Here is a 22,822-nt window from a genome sequence, read left to right on the forward strand (position 1 = left end):
CCTTGAGTGAACGTGGTGGCCATGACTACTCAGGGCGGCCTACCTACGCCTAATGGAGGTCGGCGACCTTCAGTCCAGAGCGAGTCTGCCCCTGCAAGATGTCCTGTCAGCTGCGGCCCGTAGGGGCTCCCGGCCCCAATCCCGCGATAGGGCCGGTATAGATGCATCTGCGGAGGGTGCGGGTCGGTAGGCGGCGCGATGCCTGTCTCTGGGGCTCTCGGCGAGCGGCCTTCTGGAACTACCTCGTTGCCACGGGCTTGTCTACCCGACCGTGAGGAGTTGAGGCGGTCCGGCGCGAAGGTCGGCAGAACGTGCATAGCACAATGTCCGCTGTGCCGTCCCCCACCGTGGCCGTGATCGTGGCAGTCATCGCTGCACTGGCCTCGCTAACGAGCTCGCTCGCGATCGAGCTGTCTCGGCGGCGTGCGGCGGCACGTTTGCAGGTCAGCACGGCTGCACAGCAGGCCAAGCTCGAGCGCTTACAATCCTCGCTTGCAACGCAGCGGGATGCCGCCACTCAGCACACTCGAGCCGCAGAGGTGATGGCCACCTACAGCAAGCCCGTCGCACAAGCGGTGTTCGACTTGCAAAGCCGACTGTTCAACATCTCCGGTGGATTCCGAGGGGACGGCGACCTTGATTACTACCGGACGAGCACGCTCTTCGTGATCGCGGACCTGTTGGGTTGGTTCGAAATCGTGCGGAGGGAGGTCCAGTTCCTCGACCTTGGCTCAGCGGAAGCCACCCGCAGGGTCAGGTGGGCGTTAGAGGCTGTCCGAGACTCGTGGGCGGAGAACTCCAGCCGTCTTGGTATGGGCGACGGCTTCTATCTCTATCGCGGTGAGCAGCGAGCGATTGGGGAACTTATGGTCGACACGCCCGCGGCCGGGCCTACTCGAACGCGTGGCTACGCCTCATTCGTTTCGGCGCTCGAGGGGGACCAGCACTTCGCACGATGGTTCGATCGCCTGGATGCTGAGCTGACCGTGCTCGATATGGTTCCTCCCCGCCTCGTCCGGGTCCAACGGGTGCTTGTCGACCTGCTCGACCTGCTCGATCCGGAACGAACGCGCTTCCCTATGAACCGTGATCGCCTGCCCGGAGCGGGCTGACTGGGGAGGCGGAGCAAGTATGGCCCGAGCTACTGGGCTGAGAGCGGCTTCTGACCGCAACCAGCTCCGCCGCGAGAAGGGCTGCAGGCGAGCTCGACGGCCGGGCCCGTGCTCATCGAAATAGCCCTGTGGCGGTGATGATGTCGTTGGCAACGTTGTCCGGAACGAGGAGGCAGCGCCAAGACGGGTATCGCAGCACCTGCCAGCCGGCGCGTTTCAGAATGGCGTCTCGCGCGAGGTCTTGGCGTCGTTGCCGGCCGCGTGCGTCGTGGTGGTGGATGCCGTCGCATTCGATGTCGACCGGCCCGTTTGGAGTGTGAAGGGCGAAGTCGAGTTCGTAGCCCTGCTCGACGGGCTTGAGGTCGACGGGCACTTCCCATGCCCGCAGCGCGGTGTAGAGCGCGGTCTCGGCGCGCGAGTGCAGTAGCCTGGTGCGCTCGTCGGCGGGCACGGACCGGTGGCCCAGGTCAGTGGTGGCGGCAGCGTCCGTGTTGCGGCTGGCCGCGTCGAGCAGCGCGACGAGGGTTGGGGCCGCCAGCCCGGGTACCGCGTCGGGGTCTGTGACCACGACCAGAGCTCGTTGGGCCCGCGAGACCGCGACGTTGATCAAGCGACGGTTGTCCTCGATCCACCGAACCGCCCGGTCGGACGCCTGGTCGGTCAGGACCGGTGAGAACAGCATCACCTCGCGCTGGTCGCCCTGGAAGGTGTTCACCGTGCCGACCGCCACCGTCGCGGCAGTCTTGTGGCCGACGCGCCTGGCGAGTTCGTCCTCGATGGCCTGCCGCTGCGCTTTGTAGGGGGTGACCACACCGACTGAGTCGGCCGTCTCTATATGGGCAGTCAGCCAGTCGACCGTGGCGTTGACCTCGGCGTTATTTACCCACGAGGCCCCATTGGGGCCTCGTTGCAGGGCGCCGGTGACCGGAAGGACGGTGAGTCCACGCGGCTCGCCCTCAAAATCGTTGGTGTCGGTGAGGATCTGCAGGGTCCCGCCGTAGAACTGGTCGTTGCAGAATGCAGCAATCTCGGGGTGGCAACGTCGGTGCTCGTCGAGCAGGAACGGTGCCGGCGGGCCAGGTTTGCGGCTGGACGTGGTCACTGCGGCGAAGGCGGAGTCAGCCGCGGAGAGCCCATTGGCCCTTAACTGGTCGTGGCTAGCCCCGGCGGCTGCGGCCAATGCACGGAGCTGGACCCCGGTGAGGGTGACGACGGGAGCGAGCTGGTTGGGATCGCCGATCACGACCAGCCGCCTGGCCCGGTAGGCCAGTGGAATGAGGTCGGCGACGCCGCACTGACTGGCCTCGTCGACGACGACCAGGTCGAACAGGCCGGCGCGCAGCGGAAAGTTCCCGCGGATGGATAGGGCGGTGCAGGCCCAGCCGCGGGCACCCGCGGCGAGGGCCTCTCCGGTCGCGGCGACGCGGGCGGCGCGGTCACCGGTCCGCACGCGCGCCAGCTGGCGCAGGGCGACGGCCGCGGCCCGCAGCGACTCCTGCACCTTCGGGGTAAGCACCGCCCGGCTGGCCGCGCCCAATTCCTGGCCCGCGGCGCTTAGCTCGGCGTAGGTCTCGTCCGGCTTGTCGGGGCCGAGCGCGTCGTACTGCTCGTGCAGCTCGTCGAACCGATGCGCGGTCCGAGCCCACGCCACCACATCGCTCGCCTCGACGGCGTCGTTGCTCGCAGCGACCGCGCGGCGTAGTTGGTTGAGGCGCCACCGCGGAAACAGCCGCGGGGCGACCTCGAGGCGCCGCGCCCGACGCAGCGCCCAGCCGTACTGCCCAGCCACGGCCGCCGGCGGGTGGGGCTGGCCCCACAGGAGGATGGCGGTCTCGTCGCGGTCTAACGCGGCCTGAGCCAAGGCGGCGTCGAGGCGAGAGCGCTCGGCGATTGCCTCGATGATCGCGCGGCGACGGCCGTCGGCGATGTCGAGTCGGCGACGGGTAATCTCGGGCGACGGGGCGGGGTCAGGGACGCGCTCGGCGAGCTGCTCGAGGACCTCGGGCAGAGCCTCGCGCACCGACTTGTTGCCTGTACGGATCAGGAGACCATCGTCGATCTTCTGGCAGCGGTCCGCGGCGACGTTCACCGCACCGTTGTTGGTCGAGGCCACCAGCACGCTTTCCCCGCGTTCCCAGGCGTCGGCGACGATGGTGGCGACCAGCTCGCTCTTGCCGGTGCCTGGCGGGCCCTTGACGGCGGTCAACCGGGCGGTAGCGGCCATCGCCGCGGCTTGCTGCTGGCCGTCGCTGAGCGGCTGCAACGGGGCAGGGCATAGCGGTGTGCTGGTGCTGGCGTGCTCGTCCTCGGCCGGTGCGGACTCAATCAGCCATCGGGCTGCGGTCCTGTGCCAGTCGTCGCGCCACCGCAGATCCGAGAGCTCCTCGAGCAGTCCCGCGGTAGGCCCGCCCCCTTCGCCTCGGACCGCAACCAACGCGTTGTACACCCCGACCTCGCGTGGGGGTGTCTGATCGAGGTGGTCTATGTCGAGGTCGACCGGGCCGAGCCCGAGGGCGTCCAGCATGCGGGTTGCCAGCCCGGCCAGCGCTTGAGGGTCGGTGAAAGGCAGCAGTCCGGAGGGCGGCACGTGGGACTCGGCCTCCGCGATCACCCCCATAGCAAAGAACTCGCCGCCGAGTGTGATCGCGGGGTTGAGGTAGGGGTTGTCGTCGGCCGCGACCGGGTGACCGCCGGGTGTGTACGGGGCCTCGAGCCGCGTCATGAACAGCGGCGCCACTTGGCGCTGACCCCGCAAGTCAGACAGGACTAGCAACGGCCAGCCCACGAACACCTCTTCATTGGGCCTGAGCTTGTCGAACAAGCCGGCCAGGGCAGCGCTGGGCTCGAGGTCGTCGCCGCGGCCGGTCACGATCGTCTCGCGGGTCTCCGCCAGCGGCACCCACCAGTCGCCGCGATGGGCGAGGGGGACTGGAGCGCACGCACTGTCGCGGCGCACCGCCTCGTGGTGATAGCCCAGCAGGGTGGGCCACACACGATGGTCTTCGCCGTCTCGGCGCCCTCCGCGTTCCCCGCGACCGCACGGTGCTGGGGCGGTCCGCGGTCGCTCCTCCGACCGCGGTTGTCGAGGTGGTGGCACCGTCGACGCAAGCGGCCGCACCTGTGGGTGGGGCGAGCGCGGGGCCCTGCTCGGGCAGGACACACAGCGCACGCCGCCGGTATCGGGACTCCAGCGACCCCGCTGACCCGCGGACAACCTGGCACCGCAGGCGCGGCACCGGCCGTCGAAGTTCAACGTGATGGTCCGCTCGCCCACCCCAACCTCCCCTCGTGGCCCGAAACGCCGACTCGAGCATGCGTCATCAGACCCCGTCGTGAAGACGTATCAGCAGTGTGAACGACACCCCCGACATCCCGCCCGGTTGCGGAACGCCACTGTCTAGCGCCGCAGCCACCCAGGGACCCCGTTGTCGGCCGTAGGCCGCGGCTCACCCAGGCGAGTGAGGGCACGACGATCGCGAAGCACAACGACGACGAGCAGCCGCTTCCAGACACCAAGCGTGAGGGCTCGCTCCAGGTCCGTCTAGCGCCAAGGGTTCGTCCAGCCGCCGGCTGGCAGCACTGCCCAAGGCAGCGTGGCCTTCGCTCGCGCACTTTGCAGACGGGATTGGGACGCCATGCCGCACGTGATGCCGCGATAGGCCTAGTTATCGCGGCATCGGAGCAGCTCGTTCCCTGATGTTGAGGGGACGTTACAAGTCTCGCTTTGCGCCAGGCGAAGCATAGCGAAGCCCCGCCAGTTGTTCCGATGCTTGCTGCGTGAATGCCTCGGCGTTATGGATTCGCATCTGCGGGGCAGGGGGTCGGTCAGACCGCCGCGGCGGCAAGCGCGGGCTGGTCGCGGTCTCGCCAGTCCGCGTCCGGGGCGAGGAGCTCGAGGGTGCGGTGCTGGTGCGGCTCCTCAGTGGCGCCGTTGACGACGATGAGTTCGTCTGCTTGAACCTCCTTGGCGAGGGCGTCGAGTGCGGCGACGACCTCGGGGCCGGTGCCGACGAGGGTGCGGCGCAGCATGCCGAGCAGTCGTCCCTGGGGGTGGTCCCGGAGCATGACGAGCTGATCGTCGGTCAGGTCCTGGCCGCTACCCAGGATGGAGCGCAGCCACTCCAGTTCGGTCTTGCGGTACTGCTCGGTGGCGGTGTCGGCGTCGTCGGCGGCGATGACGTTGGCCGCGGCGACGAAGTGCGGGGTCGCGTCCGGGCCGGCGAGGGGGCCGGAGGGGTCGAACCGGTCGCGGTAGGTCCGGGCTGCCTCTTCGAGGGCCTCGGGAGCGAAGTGGGAGGCGAAGGCGTAGGGCAGGCCGAGGTACGCGGCGAGCTGCGCGCCGTAGAGCGAGGAGCCGAGGATGTAGAGCGGGACACCGGCGCTTCGGTGCGGATAGGCGTGGACGCCGGGCACCTTCGTGACTCCGGTCAGGTACCGGAGCCCACGCCACTCGGCCTCGCGTGCCAGGAGATGGTCGCGGCGACCGAGGGGTTCCTGGCCGACGCCCAGCGGGTCGGGGCGGTCCGCGCCGAGGTCACGGCCCACGAGCTCGTCGGGTGCGCGGCCATGCTGGCGTGGCTCGGGTCCACGGGCCCCGCGGGCACCCGCCAAGCCGACGGGCGCGGAACATTTTTCGGCACGGGTACCGCGCCGACCGGTAGCTGGGGGCCGATCGGGCCGCGAGGTCGCGTGGTCGACCAGCTCTGAGCGCAGGGCGCCACGAGCCGCCCCGATCGTCGTCGCCACGCCCTCGGGTGAAGCGCCGTTGCCGACGGAAGCCGAGCAGACCTGCCGGCTCGTCACGACCGAGCCTTACGCCCGCTGGTCAATGCCACGATACCTTCAGTTGTGGCGGTAGGAGGCGAGCGTGTCGCGGGCGCCGCGCCCTTGCAGACCATCCGCGCGGCGATCGCGGGACGTCGAGCGTCTCGTGGTCGCTAATCGACGAGCTGGCCGCTGATTAGGCCCGCGACGGCGGCCGGCTACGCGAGCCTTCCTTCGGGCTGAAGGGCGCCGGCCCGCTCAGGTCGACCTCTCCGGCGCAGTAGCGACTCGCTCGGGGACTCGTGGCGTCGTCTGCGGACGGGGCCCGTGACCGAACAGCAACCTCACACCGGTAGCGGCGCCGCACCATCCATCGATGGTCCGGCTGTGAATAACCAGAAAGCTCCGGTTTCGCTGGGCAAAGCCATCGGCGGGACTTTCGTCGCCGTCACGCTGTTCAGCCTGATCATCGCGCTGATCGGCGCGGTGAACCATCGTGGGTCGGTGCAAGCTCCGGTCGCGACGGCCAGCCCAGCCATGGTAAGCCCTGCTGTTGCGGAGCCGGCCGCAGCGCCGAAGCTGATGCCGAACCTCGTCGGGCTGACCTCCCAGCAATATCTGAACGTTCTGGTTGCCGTCTATCCCGAGTCGCATCCCACGACCGATGACGACGGCTCGGACCCGACCGCAACGATAGTGTCGCAGGAACCAGCGGCGGGGACCGCGTTGGAACCCGAGGACGGACCGGTCGTCCTGCACATGTCGGATACTGGCTCGAACCCGCCGCCGACCGCGGCGACCGACACCGACACAAGCTCCGGAAACGACGACTCCGGCAGCGGGCACCACTACATCCCGCACCCCCACGTTCACGCATGCGTCGGAGGACGACACATCCACGTGTGCAGCTAGCGAACCGGAGTTCTGTCCCCCACGGGGTTTGTCTGACCCACGACCACATGGGCAGAGGTCCGGGCCTAGTCGGCGGTTCAGATTGCCGAGGCGATCTCTACCCGGGCAGGCCGAACCGTGATAACTCCCCTTATCACTCCCTCGCTCGGGTGAGAGAATGCTCAAGCTCGAAGAGGCGCGAGATGGGTGCTGGGCCCAACGCTGGCATGGCTCCGACCGCCATGGCTGGCGAGTGACTGACCGGCATATATCAGCTCATAGATGACGCAGTCAAGGGGCCACGGCCCCCTCCGCTACGGCCTGTTCACTGGTCGACTCCCTCTCATGACAAATGACCAGCTCAACGACCTCGTCTCGTCGTCCCGCGGGCTTACCCGCGAGACCGATCGGCCGTCGAATCACAAGCAGGCTAACCCCGGGCGTGTCGGGCGCATTGGCCGGTTCGCGCTCGGAGCGGCTGGCGTGGCGCTCTTCAGCGTCCTGAGCGGCGGAGTGGCATTCGCCGACGCCCCCGCAGACCTCACGGCCCATACACCTGTGTCGACAAAGGCGTCGGCCGCGTTGCCAGCCTGGTGCATCACTGGCACTCGGCACGGGAAGGGCTCCGGTTGTCGTGGTGGCAGCATTAACGACCACCGCGACCGCATCACGCACTGCATCGGAGGCGGTGTCGTCGGCGCAGCCGGGGTAGGCGCCACCGGCGTCGCGGGCGGCGCCGCCGTCGGCGGCCCAGTTGGCGCCGCGGTTGGGGGCGCGGCCGGCGGCCTCGCCGGTGCTGCCGGTGGTTGCGCTGCCGCTTGGTGAGGCCTGGCCATCGGAGTACGCCGGGCGTCGGTCGCTCATGGCCGACGCCCGGCTCCCGTGGCTCCATGACCAGACATGGCGGCGCAAGATCACGCGGACAGCTTGATCCGTAGGTTCCTAATCGTCATCGAGGTTCCCCAGGCGCGGATGGCGACGCCGCCGCACTCCACCCTCGGTACGTCGTAGCTCGCGCGGACGCCGTCAACGGTCATCTCCAGCCCCTTCCCCTCGCCGATTACGTGTACGTGATGGGTCGCGCCAACGTCGGGAGCCATCACCGGTTGGGTTCGGGCGTTCCAAGCGCCGCCAGGAAGAAGTGCAGGGCGTATGCGTGACCCCGGGGTACTGCTCACCGATCTGGGCACCCACTCGTACTGCACAGACGAACCAGACGGCTGATCGGCGTCGATACTACTACGCGGCGCGACACCGACTCCGAAGCCGCTCTCGCGATCCGCCGACGGGTCCATGGTGACATCAAAGTCCACCACCGACCCGCAGGCGACTAGGCCGGGGCCAGTGCTCATACCCCATAGGAAGTCGTAGCGATTCGTCCCCAACGGCGGCGAGATCTGGAGCGAGTCCCCCGCCTGTCGTGCCGTGAAGCTCGCGTGGGAGGCGCCGAAAGGGGCCAAGTTCGGGACGCTTGAAACGGGTGTCGAAGAAGTACCCCCTTCGTTGCCCATCACGAGCGAGAACGCGAGAACGACCCCAATGACGGCGGCACCCGCGACGAGCATCAGCGTTCGCCGCCGCCGGCGTTCCGGGGTGATCGCTTCCAGCAGCTCGGCTGGTGCCGGCGAGGAGCGGTCCGCGGGATCCGCGGCGAGCATTCCCATCACGAGATCGCCCAGGCGAGTGCGCGGGACTTTGATCTCGGCGGCTGCCCTCTCGACTCGCTGTCTCGCGCTCGCCCGTACCGCCGCCGAGTCCATATCGCCTGGCGGAACCTCTCCGACGAGGCAGAAATAAGTCACCGCGCCTAGCGCGTAGTGGTCTGCAGCCGGAGCCGGGCTTCGTTCAGGAGCCCTCGTGTACTCAGGAGCCGTGTATCCGAGAGAACGCGGTCGCCGTGGGTCCGGGCCTTCACCCAAGAGCCGCATTGTCCCGATGTCCACGAGGACGAGACCGCGATCGGCAGTCACCACGCAGTTCGCCGGCTTGATATCGAGGTGGATCAGCGGTGTTCCGTCCATCTGCGTGGAGGAGTGAAGGGCGGAGACCGCCGAGGCAAGCTCGTAGACATGTTTAACGGCCTCTACGCGATCGATCTCGCCGTTCCTCAGCAGATTCTCGAGCGTCGAGCCCTCCAACCACTCCATCACCACGTAGGCGTATCGCCGGGCTCCTGCGGCCGCGCGAGTGCCGGCAGGTCGTGGAGGGGGACCGGCGAAAACTTCGAGCACCCGCACTAGGTGCTCGTTGTCCACAGTCGCTAAGGCCGTCATGACGTCCTGCCAGCGGGCCAGGTCGCTCGTCGATGGCCACTCGGCACCGGCCTGAGGTGGCCGACGAAGCTGCTTGACTGCCCGCCTCTGACCCTGGCGATAGACTGTCTCGTAGGTCCAGCCTTCCCCGCCCGCCACCGGGCGCCCCACGATCCTGTAGGCCTCAAGCTCGTCGGGACGCGCGATCCAGTCCCCTTGTCCCCCGACCTCCTCCTGCGGACCAGATGCCGACGTCGGCTCGAAGGTCTCGCTCATCGGCGCGCCGGAAGCACTGCGAGAGTCTGGGCCGACACGACTCCTCTGCGGATCGCCCACGCGGCAAGCAAAGCGGACGCGCCCTGGGCGGACTCATCCTCGACGGCAAGGTCCGATTCTCCTTCGCCAAGCAGTCGCGAGCGTAGAGCACTGATCCGACGCGCGACATATCCTTGAGTTACGCCCAACCGCGCTGCCACTTCCGCGTGCGTTGCCGGACGCGCCTCCGTGCCCGCTTGCGAAAGCAGTGGCTCACACAATGCGGCAACGATCTCTAGTTCTCTCCCGAGAACATCGGGCGGCGTGCGTGTCGGGGTTCCGGGAGCCGCGATCGGCGGAGTGTCCTCGGTAGGCCGGCCAATGGGCCGATGGTTCAATCTAATAGTATAGACAGTTCCGCGGCCATAAACATGGACATAGGCAAGTGAAACGGGGAGGCCCACGGTCGCGCCGGGCTCAACCTCGACCGTCGGCCCGGGCCGCGGCTCGAGGAGGTGTCGGCGAGATGCCGATTCGTTGCGCACGGCCCACAAGCCGTCGGTGACGACCACGACTCCCGCGGCCCGAGACACGTCCCGGTCCTCCGGGTCGTTCCCGAGCTGGATGTCGCGGTCCGCACCGCGCCCGAACGTGAGGCGCCCCCCGTCTCCAAGCGACCACCGCCGCGAACCGAACCGGACCTCGAGATCGATCACCAGAGGATGATGGGGTGCCCACGACCACGGCGCCACAGTCGATGAACACCTGCGGCCATTCGGCGTAGTGCGAGGTGTCTGAACGCTGATAGCGTCGGACGGCGAAAGGAGATGTTCCCTCATGAGAACGATCCGATCGATGATCGTCGGCACGGTGCTGGCTGGATCTCTGGCCACCGGTGCGCTCGGTGTGGCAGCAGCCAGCCAGTCCCACGATCTGCGCGCCGACGCGTGCGATGGCACGACCCCGACCGCCACCTACTGTATGGGTTGACCCCTGTCCGCGAGCGAGGGCGAGGACGGTTCCCGGTGCTCGCTTTGCGCATGCGTCGCGGTGCGACTCGACGTCTGGCTCGACGGTCATCAGACCGCGTCGCCTGACAGCTGATCGTGTAGCGGTGCCCGTGGAGGCAGGGTGTGATCGCGGTGCAGAGTATTGCTTCCTGTCTAGTGAGCAGATGTGCCCCGTGGCCTCAAGCCGAGGTCCGTTCAGCTCATAAGCCCTGCTCGAAGGAGCAGTGCATCAGCGGCCCCGCGGTTGGCTCGCGGACCTGGATCCCACATACCGTAGAGATCGCAGTGGTCTCGCCGTCGGCTGAGTACGCATGTCGGTGCCACGATAATCCCGCTTATCGCGGCAACGGGGCGATCTCGGCGATGTGCGGATACGAGGCTGTGCGGCGGGCTGCCCTTAGCGGTTGCCATCGCTGCCTGCCGCCTCTGAGTGTCAGGCACAGTGCCCACTCGGTCAGCCCTTCGGCCGCTTGGCGGGCGGTACGGTAGGCGCATGAGCAGCCGGGCACGCCCCGCCGAGGGCCCCGAGCAGCATCCGCTCCTGCCTGGGGCAACCCCAGCCGTCATCCGGGCTTGGCTCGACAAGGACGATCGAGACCGGTTCCTCGCCGAGTACACCGCGGCACTGGACGAGGCACGCGAGAGCCTCGACCTGAGCCCGGTCCACTCGGTCGTCGAGCAGTGGCGTCGCATCGCGGTCTTGCAGACCGACCCCGCAGGCTGGCGACGCACCGTGCGCTTCGGTGCCGAGCTCGCCACCGGTGAGGTCCCACCAGAAGACGAACCGCTCGCCGTGACCAGGGCCCGGGCCGGCATCTGACCGTCGGTGTACCGCCTCCAGGTCCTCGACGAGGTCGAGGTCGTCGTCGCCGACCTCCCGACTGATCTCCTCGCCGCGTTCGCCGAGGTGAGAACGGCCCTGGAGGTGTCCCCGTGGACCGTCGGGGAGCCCCTCAACCAGGCGAGACCGGGCGGACTCCGAGCAGCGTCTTTCGCGTCGGGACGGGGTCTGCTGGTGTTCGGGATCATCGAGCGCGACCGCCTGGTCACGCTGGTGCAGCTCACTGCTATCTGAAGTCACGAAGGCCAACGGCGCTCGTGTCCATGACTTCCTGCTCGGCGGCGCACACAACTTCGCGGTCGGCCGCGTGACGGGGATGTGGCACCTGAACGGCCTTGCTCTGTGTCCTCGGGACGGTGGGCGTCCTGGGAGACGGCTCTGGGGCGCCCATCACGGCGACCGCGAAGACGCCCGCGGTCGCCAGCTCCGACGCCGCGGACACGGGGGTGAAGCGGGGGTCGTCGGGCCGGTCGGCCAGGAACCGGCTCAGCGCGGACGTCTCGGTGCCGCGGATCCACTGCACGCGATCGAGCCCGTCGCCTAGGCGAACACGGCGGGGGACAGGCCCTGGCGCGTGCTCGCCGCGATGGGCGCCGCAACGGCCTCGGGGGCGATCAGGTGGGTGCGCAGCGGGCGGCCGGAGCGGGGGTCGACGCTGAAGGCCCCGTTGTGGACGATCACCGGAAGCCGCCAGATCTCCGTCCCGACGACGGGTGCGCTGTGCCGCAAGGAGCGGGCGGTCGCATAGGTCAGCAGGAGCCCGCGCTCCCGGACCAGGCGCTCGAGCGTCTCCCGGTCCCCGGGCGTGAGCACCCCGCCCGGCGCGAGCAGGGTGCCGTCGAGGTCGGTCGCGGACAGCGTGGTCCGTCGACGCCGCCCGACCGCACCCTCCGTGGTCCGGGACGGACCCTAACTGCCCGAGGACGTGGAGCCCGGTGACCGGGAGTGGTCCTCGCCCTCCCGTCCTCGGTGCCCGGCCTCGGCGTCGTGCGGCGGCACCCCGTCTTCCCCGTCCGGGGAGCGCGTCCGGGCCCGGAGTGCCGGAGCGCTGTTGACGATCGTGTCCTGGGCCCACCGCTCGCTGAAACCCGCCAGGAATCCGACGGCGACGTAGAACAGCGTGATGTCCTGGATCGTGGCCGGCGCGATGGTGATCGCGATGAGCCCGCTCTTCAGGAAGATCAGGAGAATCCCGCCGAACACCGCGCCGATGAGGGGGCGGAACACGCCGACGAGGAACGCGATGATGCGCCCTCGTTCGTAATCGATGTTCAGGTTCTCGTTGTTGGTGACACGCACCATGACGCTGATGACCGCTCCGACCCCGCCGGCGGCGGCGCAGACGCCCACGAGGCTGAGCGGAATGGTGCCCAGCGTCAGCCTCGCGGGCACCGACAACCACCAGATGACCGTCGCGGCGACCGCGACCCCGACCAGCATGCCGAAGAAGTACGCCTGGAGGGTCGCCCGCCGGGCCAGGCCCGCGGCGAACCGCTGGAGGACGGGGACGTAGGCCAGGACGTCCGCGGCGGTGGTCGCGATCATCGTCTGCTGTTCCCGGGTCGGCGCGACGCCCCGCTCGAGGTCCTGGACCCGGAACAGCGACGCGATCAGCGAGAACAGCTGGGTGAGGACGATCTCCTCGGAGCGGCCGCTGAGGACCGGCTGCCAGCGGCTCTCCTCGAACCGGGTCTTCCGGACGGCGTCGTCGAGCGCGGGGTTGAGGGCTCTCGCGTAGTAGGCCTGGATGCGGTAGCTGTGCCGCCACCGCAGGATGTCGCCCTTCTGGTCGGTGAGGTAGACCCCGCTCTGCGAACGGACGGCGATGTACTCGTCCCGGATCGTGCCGTTCTCCCGGACGAAATCAGCCTTGAGCTTCCGGTACCGACTGCGGTCCTTCCGCTGGTACGCCACGATCAGGTCGTGGACCGAGGGTGACCCGTCCGGCGTATCGCGCTCTCCCGCGGCGGGATCCGTTTCGAGATCGGTCGGCGTGCTTTCGGGCTCCCGCCCGTCCGTCAGGGTCGTCCCGTCGCCGTTGCTCTCCATTGTTGCCCCCCACCGTCGGCGACGACCGGCTCGTCGTTCCATTGTCCCAGGGGCCGCCCGCATTGTTGAGTGCGCTCACTCGCGCGGCCCAGGATTCGGACATCCGCATGTCGACGGGATGCTCCGCACACCGGTGGATCGGGCGGGCTGCCGTGCGGTCTGCTCCGTCGGGGTCGGGTCGTTGCGACCATCGGGGTCGGGCCGCCCCCGTGGGACTCAGAGGCCGCGGCGCACCGCGAGGGCGGCCAGCTCCGCGCGGGAGGTGAGGTCGAGCTTCGTGAAGATGCGCCGCAGGTGGGTGCGGACCGTCCCGATCCCGATGAGCAGCTGGTCGGCGATGGCCTGGTTGCGCAGGCCCCGTGCGGCCAGGGCCACGACGTCGCGCTCGGTCGGGGTGAGGCTGTCCCAGCCGCTCCTCGGGCGTCCGCGAGCCCCGCGGGCGCGCCGGGCGTAGGCGACCGCGGCGTCGAGGTCGAGCGTCGCGCCGTCGGCACGAGCGCGGGCGAGGCCGTCTTCGTCGAGGACCACCCGGCCGACCGCGTCGACGAGGGGGCGGGTCAGCGGCGAGGGGACGTAGCCGCGGTGGTCGCGGGCGGCCGCGGCGGCGGCGTGCAGCCGGGCCGCGTCCGTCGGGCGGCCGGCGTCGAGGACGAGGGCCGCGACGACGTCGAGGGCGTCCACGACGATCGGGGCGTAGCCGGACGCGTGGGCGGCGGCGAGGACGTCGTGGGCCTCGGCGAGCACGTCGGCCGCGTCCCCGCTCCGCTGCCGCGCCACGCACCGCGCCAGCCCGGCCACCAGACACGTGTCGTGGGCGCCGACGGCGCGGGCCCGGTCGTGGGTCCGGTCGGCCGCGGCCAGGGCCCGCGCGACGTCGTCCGCCGCGAGGGCCGCGACGGCCTCCACCCCGCCGGCCTCGGCGGCCACCAGCGCCAGCCCGGCCTGCTCGGCCCCGTCGACGAGCGCCGCGGCGAGGTCGGTGGCGGTGGCGGGGGAGGCCCACAGCGCGACGTGCGCGCGGCACAGGTCCAGGATCTCCGTCGTCCCCAGGCCGGGGTGCTCGTCGAGGAAGGCCGCGTGCCGCGTCGTCAGCCGGGCCGCCTCGGCGTGCTCCCCGGTGCGGCACAGCGCGCGGACGACCGGGGCGAGGGCACCACTGGCGCTCACGGGCTCGCCGACCGTCACGGCCAGCGTCCACCCGGCCCGCCCGTGGTGGCGGACGGCGTCGACGTCGCCGCGCAGGCGGGCGGCCTCGGCGCGGATGGCGGCGTCCCAGGCGCGCAACTGGTGGTGCCCGAGCTCGGTGAGCGCGGGGAGGGCCGCGTCGGCGCAGGCGACGGCGGCGGCGTGGTCCCCGCGCCAGATGTGGGTGTAGGCCAGCACCTGCAGCGCTTCCACCACGCCCCACCGGTCGCCCGCGCCCTGGGCCAGCGCGACCGCCGCCTCCACGGACGGGGCGGCCGCCGCGGGATCGTCGAACGCCTGGGCCATCCCGAGCAGGATCAGGGCGCGGGCCCGCACGTCGTCGTCGGCCGTGGCGTCCTCGGCGAGCTCGGCGGCCAGCCCGAGCCCCCCGACCAGGTCGCCCGCGTAGACGGCCTGGAAGGCGTGCGCCCACCGCAGCCGCGGGGTCGGTGCCGGGAGGGCCGCGGCGAGGCGGCCCGCCACCTCGTGGCCCTCGCGGCAGCGGCCGCGCAGCGACCACCAGAAGGCGAGGTCGGCGACGACGTCGGCCGCGGCGTCCAGCGCGGGGCCGGTGCCGGCGTGGGCGAGCACCGTCCGGATCGCCGCGGCGTCGCGGTCGAGCCGGGCGAGCACGTCGAGGTCCGCGTGCTCGAGCGCCGGGCGCGCGGCGGCGGCGAGGTCCGCCACCCAGCGGGCCAGCCGAGCGTGCGCGGCCGGGACCTCGTCCGGAGCGGCCTCGCGGGCGTGGTCGCGCACCGTCTCGAGGACGAGGTAGGTGGCGTCGTCGGGGCGGAAGCGGACCAGGGAGTGGTCGACGAGCTCCTCGAGCGCCGTGACCGCACCGGGCTCGCCGACGACCGCGACAGCCGCCTCCAGCGAGCACCGGCCCTCGACGACGGCGAGGGCGGCCAGGCCCGCACGGGCCCGCTCGTCGAGCAGGGCGGTGCTCCACGCGAGGCAGGCCTGCAGCGAGCGGTGCCGGACGTCGCGGCCCGCGGCGGAGCGTGCGGCGACGAACGCGAGCCGGTCGGTCATGCCGGCCTCGATCGCGGCGAGCGGCAGGCCACGGGCGCGGGCGGCGGCGAGCTCGAGGGCCAGCGGGAGCCCGTCGAGGGCCCGCACGATCCGCCGGACGCGGTGGTCGGTCTCCTCGCCCCCGGGCAGGGCCGGCTGCGCCCGGCGGGCGCGGTCGAGGAACAGGACCGCGGCCTCGTCGTCGGGGAGTCCCTCGACCGCCAGCGTCGCCTCGCCGGGAACACCCAGCGACACCCGGCTCGTCGCGACCACCCGCAGGCCGCGGCAGGCGTCGGCCAGCTCGACCACCCGGCGGGCCGCCGCGTCGCGGACGTGCTCGCAGTTGTCGAGCACCAGGACCGTCTCGTCGTCGCCGACGCGGTGGGCGAACCGATCGGCCGGGGCGCGGGTCGGGTCGTCGCGGATGCCGCACGCGTCGAGCACGGTCGTCCACAGGTCGTCCCCGGGCGCGCACGCGGCCAGCTCGACCACGCCCACCACGGGCGCGGGCAGCGCGGGCACCGCCTCGGTCACCAGCCGCGTCTTGCCGCCGCCGCCCGGCCCCACGACCGTCACCAGCCGCTCGACCCCGGCGCGCCGGCACAGCTCGGCGAGCTCCGCCGTCCGTCCCACGAACGCCGTCGGCGACCGGACCCCCTCGGTCATGCGACCGATGGTGCTCCACCCAGCGTGACCCGCCTACCCGCCGAACGAGGCACGAGCGGCCTCGTCGCCGTCCGGCGGTCACCGCGCGTATGCCGCTCGGCAGATGTTGTCCCCGCCGACGACGGCGACCGTGGGCACCACACCGGGCCGCGGTGGCCCGGACGAGAGCGAGGAGGACGTCATGGCCGTCGGCCAGCTCGGGCTCCTCGAGCAGTGAGGGACGACCCGCGCGGAACCGGGGGAGCGCCCCCACCCGCGCGGGGGCGCACACCATGTCGGCCGGGTCGGCGCGGCGACACCCTCGGATGGCACGGACCAGTGCCACGACACCGAGGAGCTCGCCATGATCGACACCATCACCCGGGACCGCTGCGACCGCTGCGGCGCCGCCGGCCGCTACGTCAGCATGCTGCCCGGCGGCGGCCTGCTCGTGTTCTGCGGCCACCACGAGCGCGTCCACCGCGAGGGCCTGCGCGCCGGCGGCGCGTTGTCCCGGCCGCTCGCCGCCGTCACCGACGGAGAGGAGCTCGCGGGGGTGCCGACGTCGCGGCCTTGATCGTCGCGACGACGAGCAGGCCCGCGCCGACGACGATGGCGATCATCGGGCCGACCGACAGGGTGAGCGCGCTCGCGACCACCCCGATCGCGAGCAGGTAGATCCCGAGCTCGACGAGCCGGGGCCGGACCGCGGGCTCGCCGGAGTCGGGATCGCGCAGGACGTCGGCGCCGGAGCGGGTGAGGTCCTGGGCCACGGCGCGGAGCACCCGGGCCTCGTCGGCGGACAGCGGTGCCGCCCGGTGGTCCGACATCTCACGACCTCCTCGGCGTGGGGCTCCTTCGGCATCGGGAACGGGGTCGGTGGTTGCGGGGGTCAGCGGTTCCGGGGATCGCTGCCGGGGAGGTGCTCCTGGCCGGTCGCCCCGGCCGCCGCCTCGCCGAGGGACGGCGTGTGGCCGCCCCCGCCGACGTGCGCCTCCATCCGGATGCGCTCGGTGAGGTGCGGGTAGTGCAGCTCGAACGCCGGGCGCTCGGAGCGGATCCGGGGCAGCTCGTAGAAGTTGTGCCGCGGCGGCGGGCACGACGTGGCCCACTCCAGCGAGTTCCCGTGGCCCCACGGGTCGTCGACCGTCACCGGCCGCCCGTAGCGGTAGCTGGCGAACGCGTTCCAGATGAACGGCAGCGTCGAGGCACCCAGGATGAACGCGCCGATCGAGGAGACCGTGTTCAGCAACGTGAAGTCGTCGCTGGGCAGGTAGTCCGCGTAGCGGCGCGGCATGCCCTCGTTGCCCAGCCAGTGCTGCACCAGGAACGTCGTGTGGAACCCGATGAACGTCGTCCAGAAGTGGAACTTGCCGAGCCGCTCGTCCATCATCCGGCCGGTCATCTTCGGGAACCAGAAGTAGATGCCGGCGTAGGTCGCGAACACGATCGTGCCGAAGAGCACGTAGTGGAAGTGCGCCACCACGAAGTACGAGTCCGAGACGTGGAAGTCCAGCGGCGGGCTCGCGAGCAGCACCCCGGTGAGGCCGCCGAACAGGAACGTCACCAGGAAGCCGACGGCGAACAGCATCGGCGTCTCGAACGTCAGCTGGCCCCGCCACATGGTGCCGATCCAGTTGAAGAACTTGATCCCGGTCGGCACGGCGATGAGGAACGTCGTGAACGAGAAGAACGGCAGCAGCACCGCGCCGGTGGCGTACATGTGGTGGGCCCACACGGCGACGGAGAGCGCACCGATGGCGAGCGTCGCGTAGATCAGCGTCTTGTAGCCGAAGAGCGGCTTGCGGCTGAACACCGGGAAGATCTCGGTGACGATGCCGAAGAAGGGCAGCGCGACGATGTAGACCTCGGGGTGCCCGAAGAACCAGAACAGGTGCTGCCACAGGATCGCCCCGCCGTTGGCCGGGTCGAAGATGTGCGCGCCCAGGTGGCGGTCGGCCTCGAGCGCGAGCAGCGCGGAGGTCAGGATCGGGAAGGCCAGCAGGACCAGGATCGCCGTCACCAGGATGTTCCAGGTGAAGATCGGCATCCGGAACATCGTCATGCCGGGGGCGCGCAGGCAGACGATGGTGGTCGTGAAGTTGACCGCGCCGAGGATGGTGCCGAGGCCGGCCACCACGAGCCCGACGTCCCACACGTCGAACCCCAACCCGGGGGAGAAGGTCAGGTCCGAGAGCGGGGTGTAGGCGAACCACCCGGCCGAGGCGGCGCCACCGGGGAAGGCGAACCCCGAGAGCACGATCAGGCCACCGAAGAGGAACAGCCAGTAGGAGAAGGCGTTCAGGCGGGGGAACGCGACGTCGGGCGCCCCGATCTGCAGCGGCACGATGTAGTTCGCGAAGCCGAACAGGATCGGCGTCGCGTAGAGCAGCAGCATGATCGTGCCGTGCATGGTGAACAGCTGGTTGTACTGGTCCACCGAGAGGATCTGCAGGCCCGGGCGGGCGAGCTCGGCGCGCATCAGCAGCGCCATCAGGCCGCCGATCATGAAGAACGCGAACGAGGTGACCAGGTAGAGGATCGCGATGTCCTTCGGGTCGGTGGTGCGCAGCATGTGCGCGAAGCTCGACCCCCGCTTCGTCTCGCGGGCCGGATAGGGCCGTGTCATGATCGGTTCCGGCGCGATGGCGGCCACGACGTCACCTTCTTCGTCCCGGAGAGTGTGCGTCGTGTCACGGTGCACCTGCCCGACGCTTCTGACAAGATGCCGGCCTTTCGGACGCGCGCCATTCCTGAGTGCTCCTCCGAATGGTGTGCGGCGGGATGGCCGACCATCCGTGCGGCGAGTGGCCGTGCCCGGGCGGTGCGTCCCGCGCGCCGCCGTGCTGGACTTCCCCCGTGATCCCCGAGCCGCCGCGGCCCGCCGAGCGACGGCTGGTCCACGTGCTGTTCGTCGACCTCGTCGGGTTCACCTCGCTGGTCGAGGACCTCGACGCCGAGGACGTCGCGCTGCTGCAGGAGCACTACTTCTCGCAGGTCGCGGGGCTCGTCGCGGCGGCGGGCGGGCAGGTCGAGAAGTACATCGGCGACGCCGTCCTCGCGACCTTCGGGCTCCCGGTGCTGCGTCCCGACGACGCGGGGGCCGCGGTCCGGGCCGGGCTGGCCGTCGTCGAGTCGCTCGCCGGGGTGGAGGAACGGCTCGGGCTGCCGGCGGGGACGCTGCGCGCGCGGGTCGGGGTGCACACCGGCGAGGTCGTCGTGACCTGGGCCGCCGATGGCACCTGGCGGCTCTCCGGCGACGTGGTCAACACCGCGGCCCGGCTGCAGACCGCCGCCGAGCCCGGCACCGTCGTCGTCGGGCCGGACACGGCGCTGGCCGTCGAGGGCACGCTCGAGCTCGTCCCGCTCGGGGACATCCCGCTCAAGGGGAAGGCGGAGCGGGTCGGCGCCTGGCGGGTCGTCGGCCGACGCCGGGGCCCGGTTCCCGACGGCGGGCCCTTCCGCGGCCGGGCCGCCGACCTCGCGGCCCTCGACGCCGCCCACCGCGACGCCCGCGGGGCCGAGCGGATCACCGTCCTCGCCCCGCCCGGCGTCGGGCGCAGCCGGCTGGTCGCCGAGTTCGCCGCCCGCGCCGCGGGCCCGGCCTGGCTGGTCCGCGTCCGCACCGACGAACCCGGGTACGCCCCGGTCGCCGCCCTGCTGCGGGCCGCGGGCGTCGAGGGGACCGACCTCGCCGGCCGTCTCGCCCGCCACGGCCACACCGGACCCCGCGCGGCGCTCTCGGCCGACCACACCGCCGCGCTGCTGGCGGGGGAGGAGCCGGCCGGCGCCCCGGCGGAGCTGTGGGCCTCGTGGACGGCGGTCCTCGACGCCCACGGCGAGCCCGGCGGCCCCACTCCGGTGTGGATCCTCGACGACGTCCACCTCGCGTCCGCGGACATGCAGGCCTTCCTGGAGCACGCGCTCGCCGCGCCCCACCGCACCCCTCGCCTGGTGATCACCACCGCGCGACCGGGGGAGCGCCCGCCGTCGGGGGCGGTGCGCACCCTCGACCCGCTGTCCGACGACGACGTCGCCGCCCTGGTCGCCGACCGGGTCGGCGACGGGGTGCTCCCGCCGGCGGTGCTCGCCGAGCTCCGGGCGGCCGCCGGTGGCAACCCGCTCTTCGTCGTCGAGCTGCTGCGGGTGTGGGAGCGCTCCGGCGCGCTGCCCGGAGGTGACGGCGGCGTGGCCCTGACCGTGCCCAGCACCGTCCGGGCGATTTACCTCGGCCAGCTCGACGCCTTGGCCGCGCCCGCCCGCGAGGTGCTGGGCCGCGGCTCGGTCACCGGCACGACGCTGCCCGCGGGCGCCCTGCCCGGGCTGGGCAGCCCGGAGCCCGAAGAGCCGCTGCGCGACCTCACCGGGGCGGGCCTGCTCGTCGGGCCGCGGCCGGACCCGGTCGACCCGGCCTCGTACACCTACCGCCACCCCCTGGTGCGCGACACCGCCTACGCGACGCTGCCCCGCGCCCGGCGCGCCGCGCTGCACCTGCGCTTCGCCGAATGGCTCGAGGCGCGCGCCCCCGACCGGGCCGCCGAGCGGGCCGGGCGCCACCTCGCCGCCGCCTGGGACGAGGCGCCGGCGCTGGGCGGCCCCGTCGACGGCCGGATCGCCCGGGACGAGCTGGCCCGCCGCGCGGCCGCCCGGCTCACCGAGGCGGGCGAGGCGGCCCTCGGGACCGAGCCGCTGCGCGCCGCGGAGCTCTTCCGCCGCGCCGTCGACCTCGGCGTCGCGGCGGACCCGGCACCGTCGGAGGAACGGGCCCACCGCACGCTGCGCTCCGCCGAGGCGTTGCGCCGCGCCGGGCGGCTGCCGGCCGCGATGGCCGCGTTCGCGGAGGTCGCCGACGCCGCCGCGCCGGGCACGCACGCGGCCCGGGCGGCCGCCGCGCTCGGCTACGAGGACGCCCTGTTCGACAGCCGGCTGCCCCGCGAGACCTGGGGCGCCCGGGCGCAGGTGCTGCTCGACGACGCCCTCGGGCTGGTCCCGTCGTCGTCGCCGGCGCTGCGGGCCCGGCTGCTCGCCGCCGGCGCCCGCGCCCGGGGCTACGGCGGCGACGAGGCCGGGGCCACCGTGCTCGGTGACGAGGCGGTCGGGCTCGCGCGGGAGGCCGGCGACGCCGGGGCGCTGGCCTACGCCCTGCTCGCCCGCCGCCCGACCCTCGCCGCCCCGGCGCGGCTGCCCGAGCGGCTGCGGTCCGACGACGAGCTGCTCGCCGCGGCCCGCGCGGCCGGCGACCCCGAGCGCGAGTTCGAGGCGCTGCGGCTACGGATGGTCGACCTCCTCGAGGCGGGGGACACCCCGGCCGCCGAGGCCCTCGTCGACGAGGCCGGGGCGCTGGCGCTGCGGCTCGGGCGGCCGCTGCACCTGTGGTACCCGGCGATGTGGCGGGCGATGATGCTGCTCCACCACGGCGACCTCGGCGCGGCCGCCGACGCCGTCGAGCACTTCCGCCGCGAGGGCGAGCGCTGGCACTACGGCGACGCGGGCCAGGTCCACAGCGTCCAGCTGCTGACCCTCCACACCGCGGCCGGCACCACGGAGCGGGCGCTGCCGACGCTGGAGCGCGTGGCGCGGGTGGTCGGGGGCCGGACGTGGATCCACACCGCGGTCGGTCTCGCGCGGGCCGGGCGGCTCGACGAGGCGGCGGACCTGCTCACCGCGGCCGCGGCCGACCGGTTCGCGGTGATCGGCCACGACGGCGCCCGGGCGTTCCTGCTGGCCGAGGCCGCGGAGACCGCGGACGCGGTCGGCGACGCCGGGTCGGGCGCGCTGCTCCACGAGCTGCTCGCGCCCTGGGAGGGCCACGTGGTCGTCGTCGGGTCCGGCGCGCTGTGCCTCGGCGCGGCCGACCACGCGCTGGGGTTGGCCGCGCGGGCGGCCGGGAACCACGAGGCGGCCGCGGCCCACCTGGGGAACGCGGTCCGGATCGACGACGCCACCGGGGCCGTCCGGGCCGCCGCCCGCGCCCGCGACGCCCTCGCCGACACCGCCGGCCGCGGCTCCGCCCGGCCCGCCTGAGGAAGGACCACGCTGATCACCGACCCGGGACCGACCCCCGCCGAGGCCCGTGCCGCCGTGGCCCGCGACTGGGGCCGCACCCTCGCCGCCCTCGACGAGCTCGGCGACGCCGCCGCCGACACCCCCACCCGCTGCGCCGGCTGGAGCGTCACCGACCTCGCCCGCCACGGCGCGTGGGGCACCACGATGGAGGCCGACGCGCTGCGCCGCGCCCGGACCGGGACCCCGGGCACCGCCGAGGGGCAGGAACCGTCGGGCGGTCCGGCGGAGGTCGCCGCCGCGCTGCGCGCCGGTGTCGCGGCCCTCGACGACGAGCTCGCCCGCGCCGACGAGCTGGCCCCGGACGCCGTGCTCGCCATCCCCTTCGGCGTCATCCCGGCCGTGTTCGGGCTGCACGTCTTCACGATGGAGGCCGGGGTGCACGCCGACGACGCCGTCGCCGCGTGCGGCCGGGACGAGCCCCTGGCGCAGGACGTGGTCCGCGCGACGACGACGGTGCTGCCCCCGGTCTTCCCCGCGCTCGCCGGCGCGGGCGGCGAGGCCCCGCCGCCGGAGGGCACCGTGTTCGCGCTGCGCGGGCCGTCGGTGGACCTCCGGTTCGCCCTGCTCGACGGCGTGTGGCAGGCCGCGCCCGGCGAGGACCCCACCGCCTCGGTCACCGGTGCGGACGACACCGCGGTGCTGCGCTTCGCGCTGGGGCGTCTCGCGGCCGACGACCTCCGGCTGACGTTCGACGGCGAGCGCGAGCTGGCGGCCGGGTTCAAGCGCTGGTTCCCGGGA

The 22,822-nt window shown here is 72.1% G+C and carries 17 protein-coding genes; 9 read left to right on the forward strand and 8 right to left on the reverse strand.

The genetic code is table 11. The features are described from left to right. The first annotated feature begins 347 nt into the window (after window positions 1-347). The gene (locus HH311_RS29500) at window positions 348-1,112 is read left to right on the forward strand and encodes a hypothetical protein (RefSeq protein WP_169187306.1); all 765 of its coding nucleotides are present in this window, start codon (window positions 348-350) and stop codon (window positions 1,110-1,112) included. Window positions 1,113-1,224: 112 nt separating this feature from the next. Here the strand turns inward: HH311_RS29500 and HH311_RS29505 are convergent, their stop codons facing one another. Beyond that, a complete protein-coding gene (locus tag HH311_RS29505) occupies window positions 1,225-4,104 on the reverse strand; it encodes an AAA domain-containing protein (RefSeq protein WP_169187307.1) in 2,880 nt (959 codons plus the stop codon). Window positions 4,105-4,937: 833 nt separating this feature from the next. After that, entirely contained in the window at window positions 4,938-5,657 is a 720-nt protein-coding gene (locus HH311_RS29510; RefSeq protein WP_396027472.1) for an LLM class flavin-dependent oxidoreductase, read from the reverse strand. Between HH311_RS29510 and HH311_RS29515 the strand changes: the two genes are divergently transcribed. Together HH311_RS29515 and HH311_RS33640 are read left to right on the forward strand one after the other, a co-directional pair. After that, window positions 5,583-5,819, forward strand: a complete 237-nt coding sequence (locus tag HH311_RS29515) for a hypothetical protein (protein WP_169187292.1) — start codon at window positions 5,583-5,585, stop codon at window positions 5,817-5,819. The genes HH311_RS29510 and HH311_RS29515 overlap by 75 nt on opposite strands. Window positions 5,820-6,203: 384 nt before the next feature. After that, window positions 6,204-6,788: a PASTA domain-containing protein gene (locus tag HH311_RS33640; RefSeq protein ID WP_169187308.1), complete on the forward strand. Its 585-nt coding sequence runs from the start codon at window positions 6,204-6,206 to the stop codon at window positions 6,786-6,788. A gap of 893 nt (window positions 6,789-7,681) precedes the next feature. On the opposite strand, the gene HH311_RS29525 is transcribed toward HH311_RS33640, so the two are convergent. Beyond that, on the reverse strand, window positions 7,682-9,295 hold the full coding sequence (locus tag HH311_RS29525) for a protein kinase domain-containing protein (protein ID WP_169187309.1): 1,614 nt from the start codon (window positions 9,293-9,295) through the stop codon (window positions 7,682-7,684). Window positions 9,296-10,129: 834 nt separating this feature from the next. Here HH311_RS29525 and HH311_RS32960 point away from each other — a divergent pair. From HH311_RS32960 to HH311_RS29535, 3 genes are all read left to right on the forward strand, one after another. Next, window positions 10,130-10,264 (forward strand): hypothetical protein, encoded by a 135-nt coding sequence (locus tag HH311_RS32960; RefSeq protein WP_282439773.1) that lies wholly within the window; start codon window positions 10,130-10,132, stop codon window positions 10,262-10,264. A 513-nt stretch (window positions 10,265-10,777) separates the two neighbouring features. Next, complete coding sequence (locus tag HH311_RS29530; protein WP_169187310.1) at window positions 10,778-11,104, forward strand: DUF6247 family protein; 327 nt, start codon at window positions 10,778-10,780, stop codon at window positions 11,102-11,104. A 6-nt stretch (window positions 11,105-11,110) separates the two neighbouring features. After that, complete coding sequence (locus tag HH311_RS29535; RefSeq protein WP_169187311.1) at window positions 11,111-11,359, forward strand: hypothetical protein; 249 nt, start codon at window positions 11,111-11,113, stop codon at window positions 11,357-11,359. 306 nt (window positions 11,360-11,665) lie between these two features. Here the strand turns inward: HH311_RS29535 and HH311_RS29540 are convergent, their stop codons facing one another. From HH311_RS29540 to HH311_RS29550, 3 genes are all read right to left on the reverse strand, one after another. Then, complete coding sequence (locus HH311_RS29540; protein ID WP_282439775.1) at window positions 11,666-11,983, reverse strand: HAD family hydrolase; 318 nt, start codon at window positions 11,981-11,983, stop codon at window positions 11,666-11,668. Between the two features lie 51 nt (window positions 11,984-12,034). After that, on the reverse strand, window positions 12,035-13,039 hold the full coding sequence (locus HH311_RS29545; RefSeq protein WP_169187313.1) for a hypothetical protein: 1,005 nt from the start codon (window positions 13,037-13,039) through the stop codon (window positions 12,035-12,037). Between the two features lie 351 nt (window positions 13,040-13,390). After that, entirely contained in the window at window positions 13,391-16,039 is a 2,649-nt protein-coding gene (locus HH311_RS29550; protein ID WP_169187314.1) for a LuxR C-terminal-related transcriptional regulator, read from the reverse strand. Window positions 16,040-16,382: 343 nt separating this feature from the next. Here HH311_RS29550 and HH311_RS29555 point away from each other — a divergent pair, with 343 nt between their 5' ends. Further along, entirely contained in the window at window positions 16,383-16,595 is a 213-nt protein-coding gene (locus HH311_RS29555; RefSeq protein ID WP_169187315.1) for a hypothetical protein, read from the forward strand. Here HH311_RS29555 and HH311_RS29560 read toward each other — a convergent pair. Then, entirely contained in the window at window positions 16,549-16,848 is a 300-nt protein-coding gene (locus HH311_RS29560; RefSeq protein ID WP_169187316.1) for a DUF3040 domain-containing protein, read from the reverse strand. The two genes, HH311_RS29555 and HH311_RS29560, sit on opposite strands and share 47 nt — an antisense overlap. A gap of 62 nt (window positions 16,849-16,910) precedes the next feature. Next, window positions 16,911-18,674, reverse strand: a complete 1,764-nt coding sequence (gene ctaD / locus HH311_RS29565) for a cytochrome c oxidase subunit I (RefSeq protein WP_169187317.1) — start codon at window positions 18,672-18,674, stop codon at window positions 16,911-16,913. 203 nt (window positions 18,675-18,877) lie between these two features. On the opposite strand from ctaD, the gene HH311_RS29570 reads away from it, so the two are divergent. Beyond that, window positions 18,878-22,042: an adenylate/guanylate cyclase domain-containing protein gene (locus HH311_RS29570; RefSeq protein WP_169187318.1), complete on the forward strand. Its 3,165-nt coding sequence runs from the start codon at window positions 18,878-18,880 to the stop codon at window positions 22,040-22,042. Between the two features lie 57 nt (window positions 22,043-22,099). Beyond that, a partial coding sequence (locus HH311_RS29575; RefSeq protein WP_169187319.1) for a maleylpyruvate isomerase family mycothiol-dependent enzyme occupies window positions 22,100-22,822 on the forward strand: 723 nt, incomplete at its 3' end.

It is taken from the genome of Actinomycetospora sp. TBRC 11914, from assembly GCF_012933465.1.
Lineage (GTDB): Bacteria > Actinomycetota > Actinomycetes > Mycobacteriales > Pseudonocardiaceae > Actinomycetospora.